17 protein-coding genes are annotated in these 20,700 nt (G+C 66.1%); 6 read left to right on the top strand and 11 right to left on the bottom strand.

The genetic code is table 11. The annotated features are described in order from the left end of the window. Positions 1–149: 149 nt before the first annotated feature. Complete coding sequence (locus tag MJO54_RS23085; RefSeq protein WP_240175459.1) at positions 150–1,382, top strand: acyl-CoA dehydrogenase family protein; 1,233 nt, start codon at positions 150–152, stop codon at positions 1,380–1,382. Continuing rightward, positions 1,382–2,506: an acyl-CoA dehydrogenase family protein gene (locus MJO54_RS23080; protein ID WP_065152894.1), complete on the top strand. Its 1,125-nt coding sequence runs from the start codon at positions 1,382–1,384 to the stop codon at positions 2,504–2,506. Before MJO54_RS23085 ends, MJO54_RS23080 begins: the two co-directional genes overlap by 1 nt. Positions 2,507–2,512: 6 nt before the next feature. Here MJO54_RS23080 and MJO54_RS23075 read toward each other — a convergent pair whose 3' ends face one another. From MJO54_RS23075 to MJO54_RS23030, 10 genes are all read right to left on the bottom strand, one after another. Next, positions 2,513–2,833, bottom strand: a complete 321-nt coding sequence (locus tag MJO54_RS23075) for a DUF732 domain-containing protein (protein WP_065152895.1) — start codon at positions 2,831–2,833, stop codon at positions 2,513–2,515. Positions 2,834–2,889: 56 nt separating this feature from the next. Further along, the gene (locus tag MJO54_RS23070; protein ID WP_046284582.1) at positions 2,890–4,065 is read right to left on the bottom strand and encodes a sodium-dependent bicarbonate transport family permease; all 1,176 of its coding nucleotides are present in this window, start codon (positions 4,063–4,065) and stop codon (positions 2,890–2,892) included. Between the two features lie 52 nt (positions 4,066–4,117). Next, positions 4,118–5,437: a PPE family protein gene (locus tag MJO54_RS23065; protein ID WP_240175458.1), complete on the bottom strand. Its 1,320-nt coding sequence runs from the start codon at positions 5,435–5,437 to the stop codon at positions 4,118–4,120. A 68-nt stretch (positions 5,438–5,505) separates the two neighbouring features. Continuing rightward, positions 5,506–6,774, bottom strand: a complete 1,269-nt coding sequence (locus MJO54_RS23060) for a PPE family protein (protein WP_065152897.1) — start codon at positions 6,772–6,774, stop codon at positions 5,506–5,508. 476 nt (positions 6,775–7,250) lie between these two features. Continuing rightward, positions 7,251–8,279, bottom strand: coding sequence for a fused (3R)-hydroxyacyl-ACP dehydratase subunits HadA/HadB (locus tag MJO54_RS23055; RefSeq protein WP_046284579.1), 1,029 nt, complete (start codon positions 8,277–8,279; stop codon positions 7,251–7,253). Between the two features lie 108 nt (positions 8,280–8,387). Next, the gene (gene cydC, locus MJO54_RS23050; RefSeq protein WP_240175457.1) at positions 8,388–10,094 is read right to left on the bottom strand and encodes a thiol reductant ABC exporter subunit CydC; all 1,707 of its coding nucleotides are present in this window, start codon (positions 10,092–10,094) and stop codon (positions 8,388–8,390) included. Continuing rightward, positions 10,081–11,694, bottom strand: a complete 1,614-nt coding sequence (cydD, locus tag MJO54_RS23045; protein WP_105295482.1) for a thiol reductant ABC exporter subunit CydD — start codon at positions 11,692–11,694, stop codon at positions 10,081–10,083. The genes cydC and cydD overlap by 14 nt, the downstream gene beginning before the upstream one ends. Before the next feature lie 56 nt (positions 11,695–11,750). Continuing rightward, entirely contained in the window at positions 11,751–12,791 is a 1,041-nt protein-coding gene (cydB, locus tag MJO54_RS23040; protein ID WP_105295483.1) for a cytochrome d ubiquinol oxidase subunit II, read from the bottom strand. A gap of 20 nt (positions 12,792–12,811) precedes the next feature. Further along, the gene (locus MJO54_RS23035; RefSeq protein ID WP_125078285.1) at positions 12,812–14,281 is read right to left on the bottom strand and encodes a cytochrome ubiquinol oxidase subunit I; all 1,470 of its coding nucleotides are present in this window, start codon (positions 14,279–14,281) and stop codon (positions 12,812–12,814) included. Positions 14,282–14,397: 116 nt separating this feature from the next. Next, complete coding sequence (locus tag MJO54_RS23030) at positions 14,398–14,970, bottom strand: TetR/AcrR family transcriptional regulator (RefSeq protein ID WP_082957297.1); 573 nt, start codon at positions 14,968–14,970, stop codon at positions 14,398–14,400. A 147-nt stretch (positions 14,971–15,117) separates the two neighbouring features. Between MJO54_RS23030 and MJO54_RS23025 the strand changes: the two genes are divergently transcribed. Genes MJO54_RS23025 through MJO54_RS23015 form a run of 3 tightly spaced genes read left to right on the top strand, consistent with a single transcriptional unit; the run spans position 15,118 to position 18,850 of the window. Further along, on the top strand, positions 15,118–15,579 hold the full coding sequence (locus MJO54_RS23025) for a hypothetical protein (protein ID WP_240175456.1): 462 nt from the start codon (positions 15,118–15,120) through the stop codon (positions 15,577–15,579). Beyond that, positions 15,576–16,019 (top strand): MmpS family transport accessory protein, encoded by a 444-nt coding sequence (locus MJO54_RS23020; RefSeq protein WP_240175455.1) that lies wholly within the window; start codon positions 15,576–15,578, stop codon positions 16,017–16,019. The genes MJO54_RS23025 and MJO54_RS23020 overlap by 4 nt, the downstream gene beginning before the upstream one ends. Continuing rightward, positions 16,016–18,850, top strand: coding sequence for an MMPL/RND family transporter (locus MJO54_RS23015; protein ID WP_240175454.1), 2,835 nt, complete (start codon positions 16,016–16,018; stop codon positions 18,848–18,850). Before MJO54_RS23020 ends, MJO54_RS23015 begins: the two co-directional genes overlap by 4 nt. Here the strand turns inward: MJO54_RS23015 and MJO54_RS23010 are convergent. Then, positions 18,837–19,433, bottom strand: coding sequence for a TetR/AcrR family transcriptional regulator (locus tag MJO54_RS23010; RefSeq protein ID WP_046282875.1), 597 nt, complete (start codon positions 19,431–19,433; stop codon positions 18,837–18,839). The two genes, MJO54_RS23015 and MJO54_RS23010, sit on opposite strands and share 14 nt — an antisense overlap. Before the next feature lie 92 nt (positions 19,434–19,525). Here MJO54_RS23010 and MJO54_RS23005 point away from each other — a divergent pair, with 92 nt between their 5' ends. Next, positions 19,526–20,698 carry an aromatic ring-hydroxylating oxygenase subunit alpha gene (locus tag MJO54_RS23005; RefSeq protein WP_082108050.1) on the top strand — a complete coding sequence of 391 codons (1,173 nt, stop codon included), beginning with the start codon at positions 19,526–19,528 and terminating at the stop codon, positions 20,696–20,698. Positions 20,699–20,700: the final 2 nt, after the last annotated feature.

The following is a 20,700-nucleotide window of genomic DNA, read 5'->3' as shown; positions in this document are numbered from 1 at the left end:
CGCCATGATCCCCGACCTCGGATCGGGCGTCCTTCGAACGGAAATGAGCAGACCGCTTGATCGCCTAACGCGGCCGGAATTGGCGCTAACAACCTGCGCGCTAGACTTCGCGGAAAAGCGTCTATCCGCCGGTACGGCAGGGGAGATTAATGGATCTGCGGTGGTCGGAGGAAGACCGGGCTTTTCAAGCAGAGGTGCGGGATTTTCTCGACCAGAAGCTGACCCCGGAGCTGCGTCGCGCGGGTCGGCTGATGACCAGTGTCTACGCCGATCACGAGGCCAGCATGGCGTGGCAGGCGATTCTGCACGAGCGGGGTTGGGCGGCGCCGGCATGGCCGGTGGAGCACGGCGGCTGTGATTGGAGCCTGACTCAGCACTACATCTCCAGTCGCGAGTCGACGCTTGCCGGCGCACCGTCGTTGTCGCCGATGGGAATCCGGATGGTCGCGCACGCGATCGTCCGGTACGGAACCGACGCACAGAAGGACTACTTCTTGCCCCGGATTCTCACCGGTGAGGTGTTCTTCTGTCAGGGGTACTCCGAGCCGGAGGCCGGATCGGACTTGGCCGCCTTGTCGATGGCCGCCACGGCCGACGGCGACGACTTGGTCTGCACCGGCAGCAAGATCTGGACCACCCACGCCGGCGAGGCGAACTGGATGTTCGCCCTGGTGCGCACCTCCCGGACCGCCAAGAAGCAGCAAGGCATCACGTTCGTGCTGATCGACATGACCTCGCCCGGTATCGAGATCCGGCCGCTGGTGATGACCTCCGGCGAAGAGATCCAGAATCAGGTGTTCTTCGACGAGGTGCGGGTCCCCAAGGCCAACGTCATCGGCGAGATCGACAGCGGTTGGACAGTCGCGAAGTATCTGCTCGAATTCGAGCGCGGGGGCGGCGCGGTGGCGCCGGGCCTGCAGGTGGTGGCCGAGGAGATCGCCACGGCGGCCAAGAACCAGCCGGGACCGGGCGGTGGCAAGCTCGCCGACGACGACGCCTTCATGCGCAAGCTGGCGGACGCACGGATTCGCGCCGAGGTATTGGAGATCCTGGAATACCAGGTGCTCACCGCCGTCGCCGAGGGACGCAACCCCGGTGCCTCGTCGTCGATGCTCAAGATCTTGGGCACCGAGCTGAGCCAGGAGCTGACCGCCCTGGCGTTGGAGGCGGCCGGCCCTCGCGGACGCATCTATCAGCCGCATGTCACCGCGCCTGGGGGACCGATCGCCGACTACCAGCCGCCCGCCGACGGATATGCCTCTGGCGAACCGTGGCAGGCGGTAGCTCCACTGCGCTACTTCAACGACCGGGCCGGCTCGATCTACGCCGGTAGCAACGAAATTCAGCGGAATATTCTGGCCAAAGCGGCATTGGGGCTCTAATGGACTTCAACGTGAACAATGAGCAGCAGATGCTGCGTGACGGCATCACCAAGTTCCTCGCTGCGCGCTACGACCTCGAGACGAGCCGCGCCGCAGCCAAGACTGGCGCCGGTTGGCAGCCCGAGATCTGGCGTGCCTTCGCCGGCGAACTGGGCATTCTGGGCGCCACGCTTCCCGAAGAATTCGACGGAATAGGCGGCGGCGCAGTCGAACTCATGGTCATCACCGAGGCGCTCGGGCATGCGCTGGTGATCGAACCGTTTGTCGACACCGTCGTCGTTGCCGGAGGTCTGCTGCGCCGTTCCGGCAGCCCGGTGGCAGCCGGCGTGCTCAAGGAACTCGTGGCCGGTACCGCGGTTGCCGCATTGGCTGCCGCGGAACCGGGTTCGGCCGAGCGGTGGCAGGATGCGGAGACCCTGGCGCGCCCCGATGGGGACGGCTGGGTGCTGAACGGCTCGAAGATCATGGTCGTCGCGGCACCTCTGGCCACGCACCTGCTGGTCACCGCCCGCATCGAGGGTGAAGACGGAATCTCGTTGTTCCTCACCGAGGCTGACGCTGCGGGAATCACCCTGCATTCGTATCGCACCATTGATGACCGGAGCGCGGCTGACGTCACCTTCACCGATCTGCGACTCGGCGCCGACGCCCTACTGGGTGAGCGCGGCGGGGCGTGGCCGTCATTGGCGCAGGCCCGAGACGAGGGCGCTGCGGCGATCTGCTCCGAGGCCGTCGGCTGCATGCGGAAAGTCTTGGCGGACACCGTCGAATACTGCAAGCAGCGTCAGCAGTTCGGGCAGCCCATCGGCAGCTTCCAGGCTCTGCAGCACCGGATGGTCGACATGTTCATGGAGGTTGAGCAGTCGGCCGCGGCGGTCTACCTGGCGATCCTCAACCTCGAGGCCGACGAGGCCACCCGTGCCCGCGCGGTGTCGGCCGGCAAGGCCACCATCGGCCGGGCAGCCCGATTCGTCGGCCAGGAGGCGGTGCAATTGCACGGCGGGATGGGCATGACCGAAGAGTTGGCGATCGGCCACTACTTCAAGCGACTCACCGCAATTCAATACGAGTTCGGAACCACCGACTCCCACATCGCCCGCTACGCAGAGCTAACGAAGGCGTAGGCCAAACTACTTCCGCAGGTGCTGCGGGCAGTACGCATTGGCGGAGACAGCCGCGAACTGCGCGGCGGCGTCCATGGGTAGCCCGGGGTTGTCGGCCGTGAGTTGTTTGACGACCTGCAACCCCGTCTCACCGTTGTTAGCCATACTGCAGACGGCATGGCCGGCCACAATGGCCTGATCGTTGCTGGCGAAGGTGAGCCCCGCTGCCCTTAAGGCAGTTAGGAAGGCGGCGTCGCCGCCGCCATCGCCGGCATCGGGATCCGCGTATGCCGGTGCGGCACATCCGATGACGGCGGCAATGCCCAATACCGATAACACGCTACGCATGTCTTTCCTCCTACTCTTCACTCGGCTGGCTGGGAGCTTGCATCTGCGCAATCCTCCTACTGCGAGGTGATGAGACGGGCGATCTCGATGTAGAGCGGGATGCCGATCGTGACGTTGTAGGCGAAAGTCAGCCCCAGCGATGCGGCCAACGGCAGGCTGGGACTGGCTTCCGGGATCGCCAGTCGCTGGATAGCCGGCACCGCGATGTACGACGCCGCGCCGCACAGCACGGCGAACAGAACGTAGGTGCCCAGCTGGAAGTGGACGCCGGTCAGCTGCGAGTAGGTGTGTGCGACAAACAGGCCCAGCGTTGCAAAGAGGTTGGGAGCCAGCAGACCGAAGAGGATGAAACCACGGCCGGCGGACTTCAGGTCCTTCAGCTTGCGCGCCGCGGTCAGCCCCATCTCGAGCAGGAAGAGGCACAGCACACCCTGGAACGCGGTGACGAAGACGGGGTCGTCGACGCCGGTGACCTTCGAGCCCTGCAGGCCACTGATGAAACCGATCGCGATACCGCCGAGCAGCAGGCAGATGCCCGGGTTCAGGAAGACCTCTCGCACCAGCTCCCGGCTGATCAGGCGCCCGTTCGAGGTTGCTCCGGTGTCCACCAGACGCTCGGGGCTCATCTCGATGGCCAGGCCGCCGGTTGGGTCACCGGCCTGCGTGGCGCCCACGGCTGCCGGGACCGAACCGGCCGGCACCGTGTACCCCGGCTCGTGGGGCATATTGCCAGCGGCATCCATACCCCGGTGGCGCAACCGGGCGACCAGGAACAGCGCTACCAAGCAGCCGGGGATCTCCATGATGGCCAGCATCACGGGCATGTAGGCGTCGAAGGCCATGCCGATGGTGGCCAGCACGCCCATACAGGTGGCGAAGGTTCCGGCCGAATCGGAGCCGTAGTAGCCGGCGACGGTTGCCCGGTCGACTTCGCGCATCTTCGTCAGGTACTTCAGCAACAGGTAGGCGATCGTGCCGATCACGAAGTTCAGCACGAAGCCGGTAAGCATGAATCCCAGGATTCCGCCGACCTGGGAGAGATCGATGCCGGCGAGTTCCTCGCCCCCGTGCCAACCGATGGCCAGCAGCAGATACATGGTCAGGCCCTGATACACCGCGTTCGGAAACTCGAACGGCACCTTGGCCAGTGCGAGAAGAAAGCCGAAGTAGAAGAACAACAGCAGTGGCTTGAACAGGTTGTGCGTGAAGTTCTGCCAGAACTCGAGAAGCATGACTCTCTCTTTCAGGGAAGGCGGGGAAAGGTTTTGGCGCCACTGGTGGGCGTCAGCTGAGGGGGGTTGCGGCCTTCTTGGCGCCCTTGAGATGCACGGCGTGAACGCCGGGCTTGCGGGACAGCTCCTCAAGCAGTTCGTCGAGTCCGGCCTGGTCGACATTCCAGTGTTGGACCGCCTCGGGCTGGCTCTGCAGCTTGGCGATCACCGCGTCGAGCTTGACCGGAGTCTTCGCCTTGCCACCCTGAATCCGGATCCGACCACTGGGCACGGTGCGTGGGGTGGCACTTCCCAGGGCGCCGCCCGCCATGCTGCCCAGCGCCGCCTGGTTGAGCAGACCGCCGGCCATCCCCGACGCGGGGGCGGCGGCCAGCGCCGCGGTGGGGGCACCGGTGGCCGCCAGCCGGATCGCTGGGCTGGCCGAGGCCCAGCTCGGCGGGACGGACAGGTTTCCTACCAGGTTCGCCTCCGACATGGTGGCCGACACTGATGAGGTCAGGCCGGCCATGCCGCCCACCCGCAGCCCGGCGCCGAGGCCGCTGAGCGGCAAGCCTTCGAAAACCCGGCCCACCGGGGTTCCGAACTTGAGGGCATTCTGGATGGGGAAGTTGGTCAGCAACGAAATGTCGTTGAACGGCGTGGTCAGCCCCGCCGGACCCTTGAGGGCCGCGAACACCGACGCGAAGTTGGCCGGAGCACTCGGATTGCCGGTTAGCTGGGTGAGCAGGTTGTTGACGAAGGTGTTGTACTGGGTCGCTAAATCGCCCAGGAAATCCAGGATCGAGTTGCTGCCCGAGGTAGCTGCCGCCGACCCGGCGTTGGCCGCCGACGTCGCTTCGGCGGTCCCGGTGGTGGTCTGCGGTGGCTCGGTGAACGCGGTGATCTTGGTGGCCGCGGTAGCCGATGCGGCGTAAGTCTGCATGGCGGCGGCGTCTTGCGCCCACATCTCCAGGTACTGGGCTTCGTTGGCCGCGATGGCCGCGAGATTCTGGCCGAGGAAATTCGTGGCGTACAGCATCTGGTTCTGGGTGCGGTTGGCCGTAACGACCTCCGGCGGAACGACCGCCGCGTGCGCCGCTTCGTAGGCGGTGGCCGCGGCCTGTGCCTGGGCGGCCGCCTGAGCGGCGGTGGCCGCGGTGGTCGACATCCAGGCGGTGAAGGGCTCGGCGGCGGCCGTCATCGCCGTTGCCGACGGACCGGTCCACGATTCACCGGTGAGCGAGGCGAGCACCGCGTTGTATTCGGATGCGGCGGTGCCTAATTCGCTGGCAAGACGCCCCCACGCCGTGGCGGCGGCGATGAGCGGCCCGGATCCGGGACCGGCGTACATGTTGGCCGAGTTGATTTCTGGCGGGAGCAAAGAGAAGTACATTTCGACACCCTTATCTGGTCGAGTGCGACTGAGTCAGCTGGGGGAGGCCACGTTTCGTCATCGCTGGATCACTCATCCAATGCCGGGATCACGATGATGGTGGCCGCCGCGGGATCGGCTTCACCGGGCGGAATGGGGCCGAAGGCATCGGACCCGCCGCTGTTACGCAGGGATCGGGTCGCCGCACCCACGGTTTGGGTTGCGGTGCCGCCGATGCCGCGGCCCAACAGACTGGACAGTGCCATCTCACCGAACATGGCGTCTTGACCGGCGACCGCCGCCATCGGGGCGGCCTCGAGGGTCGCAGGCAGTGACGAAGCCATGCTGACCAGTTTGGTCGCGGGTGCCGCAACGGCCCAAGAGGCCGGCACCGAGAGCTTGCCTACCGATGCCGCGTTGCCCAGCGCGCCGGTTGCACTGCTCAGACTTGCCATCGGTAGCGCCGAGTGCGCCAACGGCGCCAGCGGCAGCAGAGCTCCGGTAATGGCTTTCGGTCCGGCGAAGAAGGACTGCGCAGCCATTCCGTTCATGATCCACGAGTACAGCTGTCCGAACGCCAGCCAATAGCCACCGGGGATTGTCGACCAGCCGAGCGGGGTCGTGGGCCCGGTCAGTGTGGAGAAGATCAAGTTCCAGTTGTCCAGCATTGAACCCGATGTTGTCGCCGCCGCGGTCCCAACCGGGTTGGAGGCCAACGACTGCAGCGCCTGGGGCATCGCATTGAGTAGCTGGGAGACCTGCTGCGAGATGTTGGAAGTAGCCGAGTTTCCGGTGGCTTCAGCCAATGCCGCCGCTTGATTGGCCGTGCCGGTCGGGTTTGTGGTCTCCGGGGGCTGGTTGAACGGGGCGAGCTGCGTTGCGGCCGCTGCTGATCCGGCGTAGCCGTACATCGCCCCGGCGTCCTGCGCCCACATCTCCGCGTAGTGAATTTCGGTGGCCGCGATCGCCGGCGTGTTCTGCCCGAGGAAGTTCGTCGCGATCAGGGTTGCCAGCTGCGTCCGGTTTGCCGCGACCACGGGCGGTGGCACGGTGGCCGCGAAGGCCGCCTCGTAGGCTGCCGCGGCGGCGCGAGCCTGGTTGGCAGAGAGCTCGGCTTGTGCGGCGGTCGTGCTCATCCACGTCACGTAGGGTTCGGCCGCGGCGGCCATCGAAGTGGACGACGGACCGGACCATTCTCCGGTAAGGCTCGACACGACCGACTCGTAGGACGAAGCCGCAGAACCCAATTCCGCCGCGAGTGCGTCCCAAGCCGAAGCGGCCGCCAGCAGGGGGCCGGAGCCCGCACCCGCGTACATCCGGCCGGAGTTGATCTCCGGTGGCAATGCAGCAAAATCCATCTCGGGTGACTCCTTACGTCACGCGTTTTCTGATCGCCGACGCTCGAAACTCGCCGTCGAAACCCAAACCCTAGACGGCCGTTGTCTATTCAAGGTTCCCGCGATGTAAACAGCGTGCGACTTCTTCAGTTGATAGTGGTACCAGTACATCTTTGAAAACTGTTGTGAGGCAGCTGTCATCAAGCTAGCTGCAGCGATTCCCCGCTTACATCAAGCTTTTTGACGGCCCTAATGCCGTTAATTCCAAACAAGAGAAATCGCAGCCGGTTCGAGTTATCCGGCTGCGTCATCAGCCGGTTTGTCGAGTCCGGTCTACGCCTCTACGTTCGGGCGGAATTCTCTTCACAAGCGTCATCTCAGTCGGACTGATAGTACGCAGTGTTTACTGGAAACTAGCTGTCAGCGAACTGGATCTTCCCTGTCGCTGTGCTGCAGGCGGCCTGTCAGACTTGAAGGTTCTCGTACTGAGGCTGAGGTCAGCGGAAGCGGACGTTCATGGTCGCGAGGCCGAAGATCTTCCGGTTTTCGGATTTCGCGGCGACCAAGATGATACCGCTGCGCGTCGCCGCGTCCAGCGACTTGATCCGGCCACTGAATTCGATGTCGGCGCCTTCCTTGGCGGACACGATCGCGGGCGCGGAGAGTCGAACGGCGTAGCGGGTGACGGCGCCCGGGTCACCGGTCCAGGAGGAGGCGAAGCCCGCGCCCAGACCCATGGTGAGCATGCCGTGCGCAATCACATCGGGGAGGCCGGCCAGCTTGGCGATCTCCTCGTCCCAGTGGATGGGGTTGGCGTCGCCGGCCACGCCGGCATAGTTCACCAGGTCGCCCCGGGACAGCCGGGTGTGATGCACCGGCAGTGCGTCGCCGACCTTCACGTCGTCGAAGGACGGTGTCGCTGGGGTGCGGGTCAGGCCACCCTCGGAGATCCGGATTTCGCCGGCGGGCCGCACCGTCTTTTCGTAGCGGGCGGCCGATTCGCCGACGTCAAGGATGTTGACGTCGTGCATCATCGCGCGCTGCACCGCCGTCTTGACCTCCGGGCCGATGTCCTCGGCGGTGACGCCGACGACGGTGGTGTGCAGGGTGTGCACCACTTCGCCCGCCGTGTCGGTGAAGGTGTTGGTGACGGTGATCAGGTCGCGGCCGGCGATCCGGCGCACCGAGGTCAGCTCTACGTCGATGGTCAGTTCGTCGCCGTCGACGATCGGGCGGTGCTGCTCGAAGACCTCTTCGGTCTGCATGTAGGTGTCGTAGCCCACGACGACGGATTCGAACATGCGTCGGTTGCACGCCATGCCCGGAGTCGAGGTGAACGTCAATGGCGCCACCAGACCCGAGTAGCCCATTTCCGCAGCGGCGGCGACGTCCCAGTGTGCGGGGTGATAGTCCTGCACGGCGCGCGCGTACTCGCGAACCTTCTCCCGGCCCACCAGGTAAGTGCCGTCCATCTGGTAGTAGTGGCCGACCCGCGATTCCAGCGCCGACGTCTCTGCTGTGGTCATGAGTTGACTCAACCGTTCTATCGGCGGGTTTGCGGAAAGCCGACTAATGCACCCTAGCGGGGATCGCAAGCGCGGCGAAGCCGGGCGCTGCGGGTCTCCGCCATCGGGTCAGCGGGGATCGCAAGCGCGGCGAAGCCGGGCGCTGCGGGTCTCCGCCAGCGGGTCAGCGGGGATCGCAAGCGCGGCGAAGCCGGGCGCTGCGCCGTCATTCGGCAGGTGGTGGGTGGCCACCACAACGGTCCGGTCGGCTCCGAACAGCCCGGGCACGGCCAAGACGTCGCGCAGGAGTTCGTCCGCGTCGGCGGCGTGCAGGTGCTCGGTGGGTTCGTCGAGGAGCACGATCCGGGCTGGCGAGAGCAGGGCCCGAGCCAGCAACAGGCGCCGCCGCTGACCTGCCGACACTGCCTCGGCGCCGCCGGCCAGCACGGTTGCCAGACCGTCGGGCAGGCGGGCCAGCCAGGGCCCGAGTCCCACCCGGCCCAAGGTGGCGGACAGTTCGTCGTCGCCGCAATCGCCCCGAGCCACCAGCAGGTTGTCGCGAACTGTGGTCGCGAAGATATGCGCGTCCTCGGCAAAAAAGCTGATCGCCAATCGCAGGTCGGCTTCGGATAGCTCCTGCAGTGCGGTCCCGTCTAGGGAAACGCGACCGGCCAGCGGTGCCAGCAGACCGGCCAGGGTCATCAGCAGCGTGGTCTTGCCGGCCCCGCTGGGACCGGTGATCGCCAGCCGGTCTCCGGGAGCCAGATCAAGCTGCACCTGGACGCACTGATCTTCTCGATATCCGGAACGCCCCTCGGCGTGCAGTGCCGGCGTACGGGTTGAATCCGCCGGGTGGACCGTCGGCGTGTTCGCAGCCACGGGGGCTGCCGGTGCCAGGTCGAGCAGCCGCCGTGCCGCGATCCGTGCGCGGGTCCACGCGACGGCGGCCCCGGGCAGGGCGGTGGTCGCCTCAAACGCGGACAGCGGCAACAGCATGAGCACGGCCAGGGTGGTGGGCGCCACGGCATCGGCGAGCCCGATCCCTGTCACCACCGCGCCCAGCACACTGACCCCGATCGCGGCGGTAGGCAGCGCGGCGGCGATCGCGGCCGGTTTGGCGGCCCCGTCCAGGGCCGTGGCCCACGCCCGCTGCCGGTGTTGGGACTCACCGATGACGGCGGGCAGCAGCCCGGCGATTCGCAGCTCGGGGGCGTGGTCGAGCGCCTCCATCGCCGCGACGTCACGCTCGGCGAGGTGGTCGCGGGCCGTGTGTTCCTGGGCCGCGGCGGCCCGCGCGGCCAGCCACGGCGCCACCGCACCGGCGACCAGCAGGCAGGCGGCCAGGACCGCCGCTGCCACCGGCGAGATCGCCGCGATCACCGCGGTGGCGACCACGCCCAGCACCATGGCGACCGCGATCGGCAGCAGCGCACGTACCAGGACGTCGGCCAGTTCGTCGACATCGGCGCCCACCCGCGCCACCAACTCACCACTGGGCAACCGCACTGCGGCCTGCACCGGTCCGTGGGCCAGTCGCCGGTAGAGTCCGCCGCGGGCACTGCCTGCGGCCCGCAGCGCTGCGTCGTGGCTTACCAGCCGCTCGCAGTAGTGCAGCACGCCGCGCGAGATCGCAAACGTGCGTACCGCCACCACGGCGATCGACAGGTCCAGTACCGGCGGCATCTGCCAGGCCCGAGTGATCAGCCAGGCGGAGATCGCGGCCAACGCGAGCGCGCTGCACAGCGACAATGTCCCGAGCAGGCCGGCCAACAGCAGCCGGGGCAGGCGCGGCCGCAGTAGCTCGAGGGCTTCCCACAGCGGATCAGGCCGGCGCATGGTCGACGACCCCCTCACTGTGCACGGTTATGACTCGATCGCCGATCGCCAGCACCGGCGCGCGGTGGCCCACCACCACTACGGTTGCGCCACCGCGAGCGCGTCGCACCAGCGCGGCCAGGACCCGTTGCTCGGTTGCGGCATCTAGGTGGGCCGTCGGCTCGTCGAGCAACAGCACCGGGGCCGTGGACCCCAGCGCTCGCGCCAACCCCAGCCGCTGCCGCTGCCCCAATGACAAACCGACACCGCCGCGACCCAACACGGTGTGCAGCCCGTCGGGAAGTCCCGCAATCACCTCGTCGAATCCGGCTGCCGCGCAAGCCCCGTCGGCGTCGGCAAGTTCGCCGAACAACGCCAGGTTCTGCGCCACCGTGCCCGGGATCAGCGCCGGCCGCTGTGGCAGCCAAAACAATTGGGCCCACCACGCCGACAGGTCCAGGTCGGCGATGTCGACACCGGCCACCGTGATGCGCCCAGAGTTGGGTTCGGTGAGGCCGGCGACAGCGGTGAGCGCGGTGCTTTTGCCGGCCCCGTTGGCTCCGGTCAGCACCGTGACTTGGCCGGGTTCGATCAGCGCGGTCAGGCCGGCCGGCGCATCGCCGTCTCGGCCGGCCACGCAGAGCGAATCGAGGAGAATCCGCGCGCCACGTGCGGATACCGTGCGGCTACCCGGCGCCGGGCGAGGTGATTCGCCGATCAGCGCAAAGGCCCTCTCGACGGCGGCACGCCCATCCTCGGCGGCGTGAAACTCCACCCCGATCCGGCGCAGGGGCCAATACACGTCGGGAACCAGCAGCAACACCGTCAGGCCGGCAGTCAGGCTCATCTCGCCGAACACCAGTCGCAGACCGATGCTGACGGCCACCACCGCCACGCTCAGCGTGGCCAGCAGTTCGAGCACCAGTGCCGACAGGAACGCGATCCGCAGGGTGGCCATCGTCGACCGCCGCTGCGCGTCGGACAGTTCGGCGATGCGCCGCTCCGGCCCGGCCGCCCGCCCGAGGGCGCGCAGGGTCGGGATGCCGGCGATCAGATCCAGCAGCCGTGCCTGCAATGTCGTCATGGCTGCCAACGCCGCCGCCGAGCGATCCGCGGTGGCCAGGCCGATCAACACCATGAACACTGGGATCAGCGGCAGCGTGATCATGACGAGCACCGCCGCGCGTCGGTCGTAGAGGGCGATCACCAGCACGGTCACCGGGGTCAGAATCGCCGCCAGCAACAATGCGGGCAGGTAAGCGGTGAAATAGGGTCGCAGGCCGTCCAATCCCCGGGTGACCACCGTTGCGGCGGCGTCTCGTTCGGCAGCCAGCCGGCGAGGGGAGCGTGCGGTGACAGCGGCCAGCACCTGCCCGCTCAGGTCGGCGATCACCGCGCTGGCTCCGCGCTGGCCAAGGCGAGCCTGCAACCAATGCGCCAGGGTGCGCACCGTCCACAACAGCGCAAGTGTGGCCAGCAGCGGTGACCAATGCGCGACGCTTCGAGTCGACGGTTCGGTGATCACTCCAGACACGATGTCGGCCAACACGATTGCGGACCCGATTGCACAGGCCGAAATAACCACTCCGCAGCCCACCATAGCCAGCAGGAAGCGGCGCACCGCCGTCGATGCCAGCCAGAGCCGCGGGTCCAGCGGCGCCCGAGAGGCCCGGGTACTCAGGACTGCTGCCTCGCCAACCCGATGGACGGCGGAATCTGATCCGCTGAGATCCGTTGCCGGAACACCCAATACGTCCAACCCTGGTACACCATCGCCAGCGGAGCGAAGATCACCGCGGCCCAGGTCATGATCTTCAACGTGTACGGCGTCGACGACGCGTTGTAGATCGTCAGGCTCCACTGCGGATCCAGCGTGGAGGGCAGCAGCGCCGGGTACAGGGCGCCGAACAACAAGATGACCACCGCTGCGACGACCACCGCGCTACAGGCGAAAGCCCAGCCGTCGGACACCCGGCGCCACACCAGCGTCACCGCGGCCAGCTGCGCGACCACCGCGACGCCCAGCACCAGCCACGTCCAGCCGGTGCCGTAGGCGAGTTGTGTCCACAACCCGAAGCCGCCGACCAGCGCGGTCACCGGCAGCGCCAGCCTGGTCGCGAAGCGGTGCGCATCGTCTCGGATCGTCCCGGCCGTTTTCAACGCGGTGAAGACCGCGCCATAAAACAGGAACAGTCCGCCGGTGGCCAGACCCCCCAGCAGGGTGTAGGCGTTGATCACGTCGCTGAAGGCCAGGCGGACATGGTGATCGGCGTCCACCGGCAGGCCACGGACCAGGACCGCGAACGCCACGCCCCACAGAATCGCCGGCAGCCAGGAACCGGCGGCGATCCCGAGGTCGGCCCAGGCGCGCCACTTCGGGTCATCGACCTTGCCGCGCCACTCGATCGCGACGGCGCGCACGATCATGCCGAACAGGATTGCCAGCAGCGGCAGGTACAGCGTCGAGAACACCGTGGCATACCAGCCCGGGAACGCGGCGAACATCGCACCGCCGGCGGTGATCAACCAGACCTCGTTGCCGTCCCAGACCGGGCCGATGGTGTTCAGCGCGGTCCGACGGTGGGCTTCGGGGTCCTGGGTGCTCACCCGCCCGAACGGCGCCATCAGCATCCCCACCCCGAAGTCGAAGCCCTCCAAGACGAAGAATCCGAGAAACAGCACCGCGACCAGTACGAACCACACCTGTTGTAGGTCCATCGCGACGACCCCCTTCTACGTCAGTAGGCGAACGACAGTGGCGCCACTTCGTTCTCGGCGGGCGGTGCCGGCGGCGCGGGTTCGGCGTCGTGCTCCAGTGGTCCCTCGGCCACATAGCGTCTGATCAACCAGAACCAGATCACCGCGAGCAGCGCATAAACCAGGGTGAACATCACCAGCGAGGTGACCACCACACCCACGCTGTTCCCCGACACACCTTGGGCGACGGTCAGTCGCACATTCGGGTCCCCGGTCGGGTTGGGGGCGACAACCCAAGGCTGACGGCCCATTTCGGTGAAGACCCAGCCGGCACTGTTGGCCAGGAACGGGGTAGGGATGGTCAGCAGCGCCAACCAGGAGAACCAGCGTTGCTGGGGGATCTGCCCGCGGCGCGTCAGCCACAACGCGACCATCGCGAACAGCACCGGCAACAGCAGGAGCCCGATCATCGCGCGGAACGACCAGTACGTGACGAACAGGTTTGGCCGGTAGTCGCCGGGGCCGAACTTCTGCTCGAAGTGCTGCTGGATGTCGCGGACCCCGTCGAGCCGAACGCCGTTGAATCGGCCCTCGGCCAGGAACGGCAAGACATAGGGCACTTCGATCACCCGGGTCAGATGGTCGCAGTTGTTCTGCCGCCCGACGGTCAGAACCGAGAAGCTGGGGTCGGTGGCGGTGTCGCACAACGATTCCGCTGACGCCATCTTCATCGGTTGCTGGACGAACATCAGCTTGCCTTGGATGTCGCCGGTGAAGAACAGCCCAACCGCGGCGACCAGCGCGACCCAACATCCAAGAATGGTCGCCGGCCGGTACATGGTTGCCGCGTCACTGTCGGCGCCCTGCGGGGCGCCGCCGGCACGGGACCGGACCATCCACCAGGCGCTTACCGCGGCGACGAACGTCCCGGCCGTCAAGAATGCGCCGGCGACCGCGTGCGACAGCGCGGCCTGGGCGGTGTTGTTGGTGAACAGCGCCATGATGCTGTCCAATTCGGCACGCTTGGTCTCCGGATTGAAGTGAGCGCCGACCGGGTGCTGCATGAACGAGTTGGCGGCGATGATGAAGAACGCCGACACGTTGGTGGCGATCGCGACCACCCAGATACACAGCAGGTGCACCACCCGCGGCAGTCGGCTCCAGCCGAAGATCCACAGGCCGATGAAGGTGGACTCGAAGAAGAAGGCGGCCAGTCCTTCCATCGCCAGCGGTGCACCGAACACGTCGCCGACGAACCGTGAGTATTCGCTCCAGTTCATTCCGAACTGGAATTCCTGCACGATCCCGGTGGCAACTCCCAGGGCGAAGTTGATCAAGAACAGCTTGCCGAAGAACTTCGTCAGCCGATACCAGGCCACGTTGTCGGTGAGCACCCACACCGTCTGCATGACCGCGACCAGCGGGGCCAAACCGATGGTCAGCGGCACAAATATGAAGTGATAGACGGTGGTGATCCCGAACTGCCACCGCGATACGTCGACAACATCCATGGGCGATCTCCCGGAGCTGCAGGGCAACTACTACGACAGAGCGTAGTAGCTCTGGCGGGCTGGCAACAGGTCGTTGTTATGCGGATAACGATGCCACCGCGACGTGACTTGAGTTGCTAAAACGGGGCGGTCACGCCGCGCTCGAAGATTCGCGTGAGTGTCGGGACGATGCTGTGGCGGGAGATGAGGCCGTGTGCTGCGTCGCTGCAGGCTTTGACCATCATCCCGAACAACGCGATCCGGATCCATTCCGTGCTGAGGCCGGGGTCGAAGACGCCTTCTTCTTGGCCGCGCGCGATGAGTTCAAGGATCGGCGCGGAGTTCGGCAGATGCTCGGCGGGGATATCGCGCAGTACCGCGGGGTCAGCGAACAGGAACACGATCCGATCGCCTTCGGGTACCAGGGTGGTGATCACCCGCCGCATCGCCTCGACGGCCGGGCCCTCTGCTGTCGCTGCCGTCGCGAGGATGTCGCTGATGATGCGGACCGAATCCAGAGTGGTTTCGTAGATCAGCCGCTCCCGGTCGGCGAAATAGCGGTGCAGGGTCGAGCGAGCGACCTGGGCGGCCGCAGCGATCTCGGGCAACGTGGCGGTGCGGTCGCGGGCGAGCACCGACGCCGTCGCCTCGAGGATCGCCGCCCGTGTGCGTGCTTGCGACCCGGTCAGCGTCCGGTCATCGGCGTCCATGACCGGATGATATCTTGTCGCGCGTCCATATATCGGACGTTGACGTCTCATTAGGGGACGTATAGTGTCCGCGTTCGGGTGGAGCTGTCCATCCGGGAGTGCAGCCGCGCACTGCGTGCGCGCTACAGATCGGGGGCGGGCGTTGCCATGAGCTGGACCATGTTCGGCACTAATTGGCACCTCTTCGGTGACCTTGCGGTGGTCGCTTTCGTGGCGTTACTGGTCTTCGCGACCGGGACGTTTCGCTACATCCGGCGATTGCGCAACCGGCCGCCCCTTCCGATCAGCGAAGGAATCGGCGCCCGAAAATCCGTACTGGCCAAGGTCCGCAAGGGCGAGGCGCTGGCACCGCAGGAGCTGGAGTTCGCCACCCGCACGATCGACGATCAGCGAAGCCCGCTGGCCTTCTGCATTCCCGCCACGATCTTCTCGCTCGGATGCTTCTACGTCCTCGGCAGCCTGGAGCAGCTACACGGTGCCACTCCGTCGGAGCGGACCTTCCTGGGGCTCATTCCGATGCTCGGCGCATTCAATGTGACCGCCCAGCTGCTGCGGACGGCGAAGCTGAAGAAGCGGCTCCCGGCGCTGCCGGACGAGGCGGACGAATGAGCTCCCGTGCACCGCGGCGGTCACTGCTGGCACGCACCTGGATGCCGTTGGTCGCGGTCATCGCGCTCGGCTTAGGCGTGCTGGGCATGTGGAAGGTTCACCAGATGTCGGCACCGGGGCCGGTGCTGACCGTCAATCCGCCCCAGGCGGCAGAGAAGTTCAACCCGAAGAAGCTCACCTACGAGGTGTTCGGCTCCGTCGGCGCGGGCGCCTTGCTGTCCTACGTCGACATCGACGGGCACCCGCACACGGTCGAGCTGGGCACCCTGCCGTGGACTCATGAGGAGACGACGATGCTCACGGTGGTGTCCGGCAGTATCTCGGCGCAGGTGCGCGGCGACTATGTCGGTTGCCGGATCCTGGTCGACGACGTGATTCGCGACGAGCGCACCAATGCCCACCCCAACGCCGACATCAGTTGCCGGGTGAAGTCCGCATGAGCCAGCATCGCGCGGCCCGCCCACTGGTGGCCCGGCTGGTCCGCATGCTGTCCATTCCGATCATCGTGTTCTGGGCATTGTTGGCGGTGGTGACCAATACCTTTGTGCCGCAGGTGGAGAGGGTCGCCGAGGAACTCGCCGGCCCGATGGTCCCCAGCTATGCCCCATCCCAGGCCGCGATGCTGGCGATCGGGGAGAAGTTCCAGGAGTCCGACTCGACGAGCATGACGATGCTGGTGCTGGAAGCCGATCGTCTACTGGGGGAGCAGGACCACCGCTACTACGACGCTCTGGTGCGCACGCTGCAGGCCGACACCGAACACGTCCAGTACGTGATGGACACCTGGGGGAAGCCGATCACCGCGGCCGGGGCCCAGAGCGTCGACGGCAAGGCCGCCTACGTGCTGCTGCGGCTGGCCGGCGACATCGGGCAGTTGCAAGCCAACGACTCCGTGGCCGCAGTGCGGCACACGGTCGCCGCCTCCGACCCGCCGCCGGGGCTGACCGTCTACGTCAGCGGTGCGGCACCGCTGGCCGCCGACACCGTCGCGATCGCGAATTCGAGCCTGAACAACATCACGATCGCGACGATCTTCCTCATCATCTTCATGCTGCTGCTGGTCTACCGGTCCTACATCACCATGCTGGTGCCGCTGTTCGGCGTGCTGATCCTGATGCTGGCGGCCAAGGGGGTCATCGCGACCCTCGGCCACTTCGGCTACATCCAGCTGTCGTCGTTCGCGGTGAACTTGGTCGTTGCCCTGACCCTGGGCGCGGGAACCGATTACGGCATCTTCTTGATGGGCCGCTACCACGAGGCGCGGCTGAACGGCGAGAGCCGTGAAGACGCGTTCTACACGGCGTATCGCGGGGTGTCGCACGTGATCCTGGGTTCCGGGCTCACGATCGCCGGCGCGGCGTTCTGCCTGAGTTTCGCCCGCTTGAACTACTTCAACACGATGGGGCCCGCGGTGGCGCTCAGCATGGTGCTGACGGTCACCGGCGCGTTGACGCTCGGACCGGCGATTCTGAGTGTGGGCAGCCTGATCGGGCTGTTCGATCCTCGCCAGCAGGTCAAGGCACGGCTGTACCGCCGAATCGCCACCAGCGTGGTCCGGTGGCCCAAGCCCATCCTGACGGCCAGCGTCGCCGCGGTGGCTGCGGGGGCGATCTTCGTGCCGACCTATGTGGTCAGCTTCGACGACCGCAGCTACCAGCCGCACGACTCGGCGGCCAACATCGGGTTCGCGGCCGCCGACCGGCATTTCCCGCAAAGCAAACTATTCTCCGAGATGCTGATGATCGAGTCGGATCACGACATGCGCAACTCGGCGGACTTCATCTCCTTGGACCGGGTGGCCAAGGCGCTCATCCGGCTTCCCGGCGTCGCGATGGTGCAGAGCATCACCCGGCCCATGGGGCGCGCACTGGAGCACGCGTCGCTGCCCTACCTGTTCACCACCCAGGGCAGCGGGAATGGCCAGCAACTGCCGTTCACCCGGGAGCAGAACGCCAACACCGAACGGCAGGCGCAGATCATGGCGCATTCGGTGGTGGTGCTGCAGAGCACGATCGCGTTGACGCAGAAACTGGCCGACGAACTGCATTCCACAGTGCTCACCATGGAGGAGATGCAGGCCGTCACCGAGCAGATGGACGAGCAGATCTCCAACCTCGATGACTTCATGAGGCCCATCCGAAGCTATTTCTATTGGGAACCACACTGTTTCGATATCCCGGTCTGCTGGGCGTTTCGGTCACTGTGGGACATGATGGACAGCGTCGACAAACTGGCGGCGAACATCAAAGACGCGGTATCGCATCTGGAGGTCGTCGATACGCTGCTGCCGCAGATGGTCGCGCAACTGAACAAGATGGCCGACGACCAGATCGCGTTGCAGGCTCTGATCGTGAACACTTACGGCCCCACGAGCATTCAGGCGGACAACACCGATCAAACGTACGGCGACATGATCAATGTCGGCAACGACTTCGACGCCTCCGGAAGCGACGACTTCTTCTACATGCCCCGCCCGGCGTTCGACAACGCGGACGTCAAAACCGGGATGCAGCTGATGATGTCCCCGGACGGCAAGGCCGCTCGGTTCATCGTCACCCACGAAGGAAACGCGATGGGTCCCGAGGGCGTCGAGCACGTGGAGCGGTTCCCCGAGGCGATCAAGGTCGCCTTGAAGGAGACCTCGCTGGCCGGCGCGAAGATCTATATCGGTGGCTCGGGCTCGAACAACAAAGACATTCAGCAGTACTCACGGTCGGATCTGCTGATCGCCGCGATCGCCGCCTTCGTCTTGATCTTCCTGATCATGCTGGTGATCACTCGAAGCCTGGTGGCGGCGTTGGTGATTCCCGGAACCGTCGCGTTCTCTTATGCCGGAGCGTTCGGACTGTCGGTATTGATCTGGCAGCATCTGATCGGGCTGCATCTGCATTGGCTGATTCTGCCGCTGACGTTCATCATCCTGGTGGCGGTCGGCTCGGACTACAACCTGCTGCTGATCGCCCGGCTCAAAGAGGAACTCGGTGCCGGACTCAACACCGGCCTGATCCGGGCGCTGGGCAGCACTGGTGGCGTGGTGACATCGGCGGGCCTGGTATTCGCGTTCACCATGCTGGCGATGCTCGCCAGCGATCTGCGGACCATCGGACAGCTGGGATCGACGGTGTGTATCGGTCTGCTGCTCGACACGCTGATCGTGCGGTCGTTCATCGTGCCGTCACTGGTGCGGATATACGGGCCGTGGTTCTGGTGGCCGACGATCGTGCGGAAGCGGCCACTGCGGCAGCGGCCGCGGGTGACTACGTCGGTGTGATCGCCGGAGCCACCCAGCGTCGCAAGAAGGCCCGCAGCTGGGCGCCGCGGCGTGGTGGGCGGCCGGGGTCGATGACCAGCGACTGCAGCACGCGCAGCATGAACTCCACCAGCTGATCCAGGTCGTCGCTGGTGAAACCCGCGGCGGCCCAGTCGACGTCGAATCGTTCGACGATCGAGCGCCCGAACGCACACGCCGCATCCGAGGTGACTCCGGCGGAGAACGCGCTGGCTTTGCCGGGCGTCAGCAGCAGGCTCATGTAGCGCTCGTCGGGCAGCAGTTCCAAGGTGTGCGCGATGCCCTCCACGACGGCCTCGGCTGGATTGTGGATACCGCGGACGTGGTCGGCCAGGCCATCGAGGAAGGGGTCGACCTCAGTGACTGCGGTCGCGATCAGCAGCGCCTCGGTACTGGGGAAATAGCGATACACCGTCTGGCGGGTGACGCCGACGTCCTTGGCCACATCGGAGATCCCGAAGTTCATCCCGGACTGATCGATTCGCCGCCGGGCGGCATCGAGGAGGCGGGCGACGGCCTCGTCATCGTCGGCCGGTTTTGCGCCCGACCAGCCGTGGGTGCGCATGAGCGAACGTTACCGCTTGCTCGGCGTCTTAATGGACCATACATATGTGTCATGTGTATGGTCTGGAATAACGACGCCGAAAGGGGCTTCTGGTGACGATCCCTCCGCAAGAGCGCACCGGTGCGCTGGACACCGAACTCACTCGGCGGGCACTGCGGTTGGTGCTCGACAAGACCACCGAGATGGCGGACGACGTGCTGCGGGTACCGCTGCACTACTACCGGGACGCGAAGGTCACCGAGATCGAGGAGTCCCAGATCCTTCGCCGCACCCCGCTGGCGATTGTCCCGAGCGTGCAGGTGTCGGAGCCCAACGACTACGTCGTGCGGTCGGTGCTGGGAGATTCGCTCCTGGTCACACGGGACAAGGACGGCCGCAGCCACGTCTTCCTCAACTACTGTCGCCACCGCGGCGCGAAGCCGGCCTGCGGGGAAGGCAGTGCGGCACGCTTCACCTGCCCGTATCACGCATGGACCTACCGCAACGACGGGAAGCTGCTGAGCGTCCCAGGCAGCACCGGCTTCACCGGAATGGCCAAGGACGACTATGGGCTGGTCGAACTGCCCAACACCGAGAGCCACGGATTCATCTGGGCCGTGCTGACGGTCGGTGCCGACATCGATGTCGAGGCGCACCTCGGCGACGTCGGCCCCGACCTGGAAGCGTTGAACTACACCTCCTTCGGCTACCACGACTACCGCGAATTCGAGTCCGAGGTGTCGTGGAAGGGCGCCTTGGAGGCGTTCGCTGAGAGCTACCACTTCCCGTTCGTGCACGGTGAGAGCCTCATCGGTCAGAACGCCCTGGCGAACACGTCGATCCACGACCGCTTCGGCAGGCACCATCGAATGGGCTTCCCGTTCAACTGGATCACGAACCTGGAAAGCGACGCGAACGCTTCGTGGGATGTGCGCGACAACATGGGGCTGATCTATTGGATCTACCCGAACATCATCTTGGCGAACAGCTCCGTCGGCGTGGAGGTCATCGACATCCTGCCCGCCGGATCCCCGACCCGCTGCACGGTCCGGCACAGCTGGCTGGCCCGGGTTCCGGCCGTCGACGACGCCACCCGCTCCGGTTACGACACGATCTTCGCCGCCGTCCACGCGGCGGTGCGCGATGAGGACTTCACCATGCTGCCGCAATGTGGCGAGGGGGTCCGCCACGGCCAGCACGACCATATGATCATCGGCCGCAACGAAATCGGCGTCCAGCACATGATCCGGACGTTCGCCGACGAACTGGGTATCGCGCTGAGCTGACG

It is taken from the genome of Mycolicibacter virginiensis, from assembly GCF_022374935.2.
Classification (GTDB): domain Bacteria; phylum Actinomycetota; class Actinomycetes; order Mycobacteriales; family Mycobacteriaceae; genus Mycobacterium; species Mycobacterium virginiense.
Note: the sequence above shows the minus strand (reverse complement) of the source record. Positions and strands in the feature narration are given on the sequence as shown.